Raw genomic sequence first — 7029 nt, forward strand, 5'->3', positions numbered from 1 at the left:
TTTTCCTGCACGCTGCGCTTAGGTTACGGTGGCAACAATATGGTTGCGGCGCGCACCGGGCAGGATGATCCCATGAACAAGACCACACGTCTGGACGGTATCGGTGATGAAAATGGCGATATCCGGCATCTTTTCTCGTATAACCTTCAGCGGCTTGCCGGGGTTTCCAGCCGCATCGCCCATCTGACGATCCGGCCCGAATTCGGGATCAACACGCTGGACTGGCGGGCCATGGCGGTGCTGGATTTTCTGGGTGTCGCCACGTTGCAGGTGCTGGCCCGGCGGGCCGGTGTCCAGAAAAGCCAGATGAGCCGGACCGTCTCGGCGCTGGAAGCCGACGGCATGATTCAGCGCGAAGACAACCCCCGCGACAAGCGCAGCGTGCATCTGCATCTGTCACCCAAGGGCAAGCAGCGGGTGCAAGATGTGTTGCAGGCTTCGCGCGACCGCAACCGCGCCATGCTGCGCGAATTGTCCGACGACGAAAGGCTGCACTTCATGGCGCTGCTCGAGAAGGTGACAATCGGGTCTTTGGCCTATCTGAAAGAACTAAAGGGCCATGAGGACGGCACCGAACCGCCGCCGCCCGAAACCGCCTTTGAAACCGAGATGCTTTAGCGCGGCAGGCCGTTCACCACCGCCAGATAGTCGCGGGCGATTTCGCGCACGATCTCGGCGGCGGGCAGCAGGTGATCGACCAGCCCGGCCGATTGCCCTGCCTCAAGCTTGCCCCCGGCGATATCGCCGTCCAGCGCAGCCATTTTCAGCGTCGCGGCCGCAAAGGCGGCGCGGCGGTCTGCCTCGGGCGCGGCGGCCTGCTCCAGCCGCTCCATCCGTTCGGTGAAGGGGTTTGCGATGGCGCGGATCATCCCCATGCCGCGCCCCACGGTGCGGGTATCGGCGATGCCCGCAGCCAGCACCGCCTGCTTGTAGCTGTCGGCGATGCCCGCCTCGGGTGTGGCCATGAAGCGGGTGCCGAAATTCGCAGCCCCCGCCCCCAGCGCCAGTGCAGCCGCCAGACCGGCCCCGTCGGCGAACCCGCCCGAGGCGATCACCGGCAGCCGCCCCCGCAGCGCCCGCACCACGGCGCGGGTCAGAACCAGTGTGGAGACAAGTTGTTCGGGCGGGTGACCGCCCGCCTCACCCCCCACTACGATCAGCCCGTCCACCCCCTTGTCCGCGGCCTTGAGCGCATGGGCTTCGCCCGCCACCACATGCAGGCAAGTCGTGCCGATGGCCTTGAACCGCGTCAGATACCTGTCCGGCCCCCCCTGCGAGGCGATCAGCACCGGCACCCGCTTTGCCTCCAGCAGGTCAAGGATCTCGTCGGCCCCCTTGCGGTAAAGCGGCATGTTCACGGCAAAGGGCCGGTCGGTGCCTGCCCGCAGATCGTCAATCGCGCGGGCCAGTGCTTCGGGATACATCGGGCCGGCCGCGATCACGCCCAGCCCCCCGGCACGGCTGACCGCCAGCGGCAAGGCCGCATTGGATGAGGCCCAGGACATGCCCGCCTGAAGGATCGGCAGATCAATGCCCAAGAGGCGGGTGACAGAGGTTTCGATTTTCATCCGATGTCCTTTGCCGCAGTCAGCAGATGGCGCGCATGGGCCGCCAGCTTGGTCTTTTGCACTTTGGCGCTGGCGGTCATGCCGATTTCGTCGAAATCGCCGACGATCCACAGATGGCGGGGCACCTTGAAACCGGCCATCTCGTCCTTTGCCCAAAGCAACAACGCCTCGGGGGCGATGCAGTCGCCTTCGTTCAGGATCACGAAGGCGGCGCAAACCTCGACCAGCCGGTCATCGGGAACGCCCACGATCTGCGCCTGTTTGACGGCGGGGTGACGGTGAAAGATGTTCTCGACCTCTTCGGGCGAGACATTCTCGCCCCCCACGCGGACGATGTTCTTCAACCGGCCCATGAACTCCAGCCGCCCTTCGGCATCAAGCCGCCCGAGATCGCCCGTCAGCAGCCAGCCATCTGGCGTCAGCGCCTCGGCGGTGCGGTCGGGCATGTCATGGTATCCGGCCATCACGGACCAGCCCCGCACCCGGATTTCGCCGATGTCACCGATGGCAAGCGCCGCACCCGTGGCAGGATCGGCCACCACCACCTCAAGCCCCGGCTGCGGCTGCATCTTGCCGCTGACACGCAGCTCCAACGGTTCCCACCAGCACGATTGCGCCACATTGGGCGACGCTTCGGACAGGCCGTAACCCGAAACCACCTCTTGCGCGCCAAGCTCTGCGGCAACCCGGCGCAACGCGGTTTCCGCCCCCGCAACCCAGGCGCCGCGCAGGGACAGCCGCCGCGTGGCACGGTCAGGGTGGTTCAGCAGCATCAGCGCCATCGTGTCATTGCCCGAAAAATGGGTGCAACGCTCGGCCTCCATAAGCCGCAATGCTTCGGCCGGTTCAAAGCGCTGCATGGTGACAAGGGTGGTCAGGTTCTGCAGGCATGACAGGATCGACAGCGTGGTTCCCGCGACATGAAAGAACGGCCGGGCCGAATGAAACCGATCGCCTGCCCGCAGCCCCATCCGCAGCCCCGAAACATAGCCGTTGGTCAGCATGGCGTGCTGGCGCAGCATGACCCCTTTGGGCAGCGCCGTGGTGCCCGAGGTATATTGGATCAACAATATGTCCTGCGGCTTTGCCTGCGGGCCGGGGTCAGCGCCCGCCTTGGCCATGAACCCGTCCCAGCCGATGCAGGCCGCGGGCACATCCCCCCCATCGACGATGACCCTATGCAGGTCTGGCAGGGCCGCATCCGGCAACCCGGTATCAATCCCGGGGGCAAACCGGCGGATCAGGCCGATGAAATCGGCAGACAGCAGCCGGTCGGCGGTGAAAAGCTGCGTCACCCGCGACTGACGCAGGGCATAGGCGATTTCATCCGCGCGCAGCCGGGTGTTGATCGGCACCGAGACGGCTCCCAGCGTTCCCAGCGCCAGAAACAAGGTCAGGAACCGCAGGCCGTTGCCAAGGCATATCCCGATATGATCGCCCGCCCTGACGCCGCTCGACGCCAGCGCGGCCCGCACGCGGGCCACCTCGACGCCAAGCTCCCCAAAGGTCATCCGGCCATCGGGCGCGACAATCGCCTCAAGATCGGGGGCAAGTGTGGCGGCGCGGACAAGTGCATCCTGCACGGTCGTCGGGCAAAGGGGGCCAATCATCATGGTTCTGCCTTGTCCGATCCGACCGTTCTGGCGAACCGCGCCACGCCGCCTTGCCAGTCGCTTTGTTGCAGGTTGCGTTCGATGGCGGCAAGCTCGATGGCGATGCCGCTGGCCAGATCGGTACGGTGGCCCATATCGATGCAATGCTTGGTCAGCCGCATGGCAAGCGGCGGCGCGGCCAGAATGCTGGCAACGGTGGCCTCCATCAGGGCGCCCAGACCCTCGGGCGGGGCAAGTCGGGCGACAAGCCCGAGCGTCAGCGCCTCATCCGCCGGCAGGGTCCGCCCGGTGTAAAGCAGCTCCTTGGCGCGGGGCACGCCGATCACGCGCTGCAACCGCTGCGTGGCGCCGACCGTGCCCCATTGCGGTTCGGGAAAGCGAAAGGTCGCAGTGGCAGAGGCCAGAATGAAATCGCAGCTCATGGCGATTTCACCGCCCGAGCCGACCAACGGCCCCTGCACGGCGCAGATCACCGGCACCGGGCAGGCGGCAATCGTGTCATAGGCCCGGAACGCGGCACGGCGGCGCGCCATGACCCAGCTTTCATCCCGGCCCTGGCGTTCTTTCAGATCGGCCCCGGCGCAGAACACCGGACCCTCGGCAGACAGAGTGACAACCGCGATCCCGGGGTGGGTGGCGATGGTTTCAAAGGCGGCGGTCAGCTCCTCGCACATCCGCAGGTCCACCGCATTGCGGGCCTCGGGGCGGGACAGGATCACATCCGCGCGGCGGTCCGACAGGCGCAGGGCAACATGAGGGGCGGTCACGCCACGGCTCCTTTCTGGAACAGCTCCGCAATCGTCTGATCGTCAAGGCCCAGCTCTGCGGCAAGAATGGCGCGGCTGTGCTGGCCCAGTTCCGGCGGCGGCTCAAAACGCGGGGGATCATAGGCAGACAGGCGCGCCGGCGTCCGCAACCCCGGCAGGGGGCCAAGACCGGGCTGCTCAAACTGGCCGATCATGTCGCGCGCGCGGGTATGGGGATCATTCAGGATCTCCGGCACAGTGTTCACCTCGCCGGCCGGAACGCCCTGCGCGCGCAGGGCAGCGGCCAACTCTGCCCGCTCACGCTGGCTGATCGCCCCGGTCAGCGCGGCCTCGACTTCGGCGCGACGGGCGACACGGCTGCGGTTTTTCGCCAGCTCGGCATCCGCCATCAGGTCGGTCAGTCCCAGCACCGCACAAAGCGGCAGCCAATGCTGATCCGAGGCGCTGATGAACAGCCAGTCCCCCGCCTTGCAGCGATAAGCAGCGGACGGCACCCGCCCCAGATGCCCGGTTCCGGTGCGCGTCGGCGTCTCGTCCAAGGCAAAGTAGCGGGCGGCGGGCAGCGACAGCAGGCTCACCTGCACATCCATCATCGACAGGTCCACATGGGTGCCCCTGCCCGACTGCACCCGGCCCATCAGCCCGGTCAGGACCGAAATGGCAATCCACAGGCCAGAGGTCAGATCGGCAAAGGGCAGCCCGACCTTGGCGGGCGGGCCATCGGGATGCCCGGTCAGGTCTATCACGCCCGAAAGCGCCTGAAAGATCGTGTCATAGCCCTTACGGGCGGCATAGGGCCCGGTCTGGCCAAAGCCGGTATTCGAGACATAGACCAGCCCCGGATTGACGGCCGACAGTGCGGCATAATCCAGCCCGTATTTCGCCATTTCCCCAGGCAGAAAGTTTTCCACCACCACATCGGCCTGCGCCGCCAGATCGAAGGCCAGTTTGCACCCCTCTGCCGATTTCAGATCAAGCGCGATGGACCGTTTCGAGCGGTTGAAGGCACTGTAATAGGCGCTAGGGCCGTTTTCGAATTGCGGCTCGAAGGCGCGGCTTTCGTCGCCGGTGCCGGGCCGTTCGACCTTCGTCACCTCGGCCCCGTATTCCGCAAGGATCTGCGTCGCCATCGGGCCGGCCAACACGCGCGAGAAATCCAGCACCCGGATGCCGTCAAGGGGCCTCATGCCTTGGGCTCCCGAAAGGCGCGCATCATCGCGTTGACATCGCGGCCAACCTGCATGGCGGCCTCGGTCGGCAATTCGGCCACACGGTAGAACAGGCTCTTGGCGGCGCGGATGGCACGCGGCTCGGCGGCGGCCCAGACTTCGGCAATGGCCAGCGCCTCGGCCAGCGGATCATCGGTGATCCGGTTGACCAGCCCCAGATGCAGCGCCTCTTCAGCGCCGATCAGCCGGCCAAGGCTGATCATCTCGAACGCCTGCTTGCGGCCAAGGGCCCGCACCAGACCCGTCATCACCAAGGCGGGCACGATGGAATGCCTGACCTCGGGGTAGCCGAATTTCAGATCCGGCCCGACCACGGTCATGTCGCAGCCAATGGCCAGACCGGCCCCCCCGCCGACTGCGGCGCCGTGAACCGCGGCGACGACGGGTTTGGAAATCTGGCTCATCACCATCTGAACCCGGCAGGTCAGATCGGCGCGGCGCTGCACCGCTTCGGCCTGATCCGGTGTCAGGTATTTGAACTCTGCCAGATCGGCCCCGGCGCAAAAGCCACGCCCCGCCCCGGCCAGAACCACCGCCCGCACCTGCGGCGCGGCATCGGCGGCCAGAAAGGCATCGACAATGGCTTGTGTCAGCGCGGTGTTCAGCGCGTTCAGCTTGTCGGGGCGGTTCATCGTCAGGATGCGCACCGCCCCCCGGTCTTCGGTCAGAACAAGTGTGTCGGTCACGTCAGGCAATCTCCGTTTGGGGAAGGTTCCGGGGCAGATGCCCTGCCCGTGCCACCTTGCTGTTGAGCTTGCGGCCAAGGGCCGCCTCGCAGGCCCGCGAAGCTTCCATCATCCGGTCCAGGTCGATGCCATGAAACAGCCCCTCGCGGTCCAGCAGGGAAACGAGGTCTTCGGTGGCGACATTGCCCGTCTCTCCCTGACCATAGGCGATCTGGCGGGGATGGCCGCCGATCCCGCCCATCGCGCTGTCGAAGTTGCAGCAGCCGACCTCAAGCGCGGCAAGGCAGTTGGCGATGCCCGCACCGCGCGTATCGTGAAAATGGGCGACGGGCGTGATGGCGGGAACCTCTGCCAGAAGCCGGGAAAACAGATGCCGCACCCGCCCGGGCGAGGCGCTGCCGATCGTGTCGCCCACGGTCAGCAGGCTGGCCCCGAGGTCGGCAAATCGGGCGGCATCCTCAACCACCCGGCCGGGATCGACCTCGCCCTCGAACGGACAGCCCAGCGCCATGGAGATCACCCCCACCAGACGAAACTTTCCCCGCGCCAACCCGGACATCTGCGCGACATGGGCCCATTGCTCGGCCCGCGTGCTGTGCAGGTTGCGCGCGGTATGGCTTTCGGTGGCCGAGACCAGCAGGCTGATTTCGTTGACGCCGTAACCCGCGGCCTGATCGGCCAGCGCCCGTTCGACGGCGCGCAGATTGGGACAAGTGGCCTTATACCATACGCCGGCGCGGCGCGGCATGTGCCGCAGCAAATCACCTGCATCAGCAAAGGCGGGAACCTGTTTGGGGTGGCTGTAGCTGGTCGCCTCGATCCGCGCAAAACCGGCGGCGGCGAACAGGTCGATCAGCGCCGCCTTGGTCATCGTATCAGGAACATGGTCTTCGTGCTGAAGGCCATCGCGGGCGAAACATTCGCAGATCGTGAGTCGCTCGGTCATCATGGCCTCCATATAGTTCACATAAGCAACTATGTGGAAATTACTGTCAACTAAAATCCAGTGCCGCCGCAAAAGACGGCCGGACCAACTGGCCCGGCCCCGATGCAGCGAAAAACCGGGATATGGAGTGTCTAGGGTCAGGACCCATAAATTCACTTGAGTGTCGGCTCGCGGCATGATTCAAGCTCCCGACTTGTGGGGAGGGATCATGAGCGAGCGT

The 7029-nt window shown here is 65.8% G+C and carries 7 protein-coding genes; 1 reads left to right on the top strand and 6 read right to left on the bottom strand.

Features of this window, described 5'->3' with window-relative positions; translation table 11 throughout:
- Positions 1-72 precede the first annotated feature (72 nt).
- Positions 73-618 carry a MarR family winged helix-turn-helix transcriptional regulator gene (locus tag HS053_RS18465; RefSeq protein WP_174212719.1) on the top strand — a complete coding sequence of 182 codons (546 nt, stop codon included), beginning with the start codon at positions 73-75 and terminating at the stop codon, positions 616-618.
- Here the strand turns inward: HS053_RS18465 and HS053_RS18470 are convergent.
- From HS053_RS18470 to HS053_RS18495, 6 genes are read right to left on the bottom strand one after another with little or no spacing between them, the layout of a single operon-like run.
- Positions 615-1568, bottom strand: coding sequence for an NAD(P)H-dependent flavin oxidoreductase (locus HS053_RS18470; RefSeq protein WP_174212720.1), 954 nt, complete (start codon positions 1566-1568; stop codon positions 615-617). The two genes, HS053_RS18465 and HS053_RS18470, sit on opposite strands and share 4 nt — an antisense overlap.
- The gene (locus HS053_RS18475) at positions 1565-3181 is read right to left on the bottom strand and encodes an AMP-binding protein (RefSeq protein ID WP_174212721.1); all 1617 of its coding nucleotides are present in this window, start codon (positions 3179-3181) and stop codon (positions 1565-1567) included. Before HS053_RS18475 ends, HS053_RS18470 begins: the two co-directional genes overlap by 4 nt.
- Positions 3178-3948 carry an enoyl-CoA hydratase/isomerase family protein gene (locus HS053_RS18480; RefSeq protein WP_347233353.1) on the bottom strand — a complete coding sequence of 257 codons (771 nt, stop codon included), beginning with the start codon at positions 3946-3948 and terminating at the stop codon, positions 3178-3180. Before HS053_RS18480 ends, HS053_RS18475 begins: the two co-directional genes overlap by 4 nt.
- Positions 3945-5135 (bottom strand): CaiB/BaiF CoA transferase family protein, encoded by a 1191-nt coding sequence (locus HS053_RS18485; protein WP_174212722.1) that lies wholly within the window; start codon positions 5133-5135, stop codon positions 3945-3947. The genes HS053_RS18480 and HS053_RS18485 overlap by 4 nt, the downstream gene beginning before the upstream one ends.
- Entirely contained in the window at positions 5132-5863 is a 732-nt protein-coding gene (locus tag HS053_RS18490) for an enoyl-CoA hydratase/isomerase family protein (protein WP_347233354.1), read from the bottom strand. The genes HS053_RS18485 and HS053_RS18490 overlap by 4 nt, the downstream gene beginning before the upstream one ends.
- Position 5864: 1 nt before the next feature.
- On the bottom strand, positions 5865-6809 hold the full coding sequence (locus HS053_RS18495; RefSeq protein ID WP_174212724.1) for a hydroxymethylglutaryl-CoA lyase: 945 nt from the start codon (positions 6807-6809) through the stop codon (positions 5865-5867).
- Positions 6810-7029 lie beyond the last annotated feature (220 nt).

It is taken from the genome of Tabrizicola fusiformis (assembly GCF_013328815.1).
In the GTDB taxonomy this organism is placed as follows: Bacteria; Pseudomonadota; Alphaproteobacteria; order Rhodobacterales; family Rhodobacteraceae; genus Fuscibacter.

Coding starts and splice junctions, on each gene's coding strand:
- HS053_RS18465 (WP_174212719.1), top strand. CDS start 73: ATGAACAAGACCACACGTCTGGACGGTATCGGTGATGAAAATGGCGAT.
- HS053_RS18470 (WP_174212720.1), bottom strand. CDS start 1,568: ATGAAAATCGAAACCTCTGTCACCCGCCTCTTGGGCATTGATCTGCCG.
- HS053_RS18475 (WP_174212721.1), bottom strand. CDS start 3,181: ATGATGATTGGCCCCCTTTGCCCGACGACCGTGCAGGATGCACTTGTC.
- HS053_RS18485 (WP_174212722.1), bottom strand. CDS start 5,135: ATGAGGCCCCTTGACGGCATCCGGGTGCTGGATTTCTCGCGCGTGTTG.
- HS053_RS18495 (WP_174212724.1), bottom strand. CDS start 6,809: ATGACCGAGCGACTCACGATCTGCGAATGTTTCGCCCGCGATGGCCTT.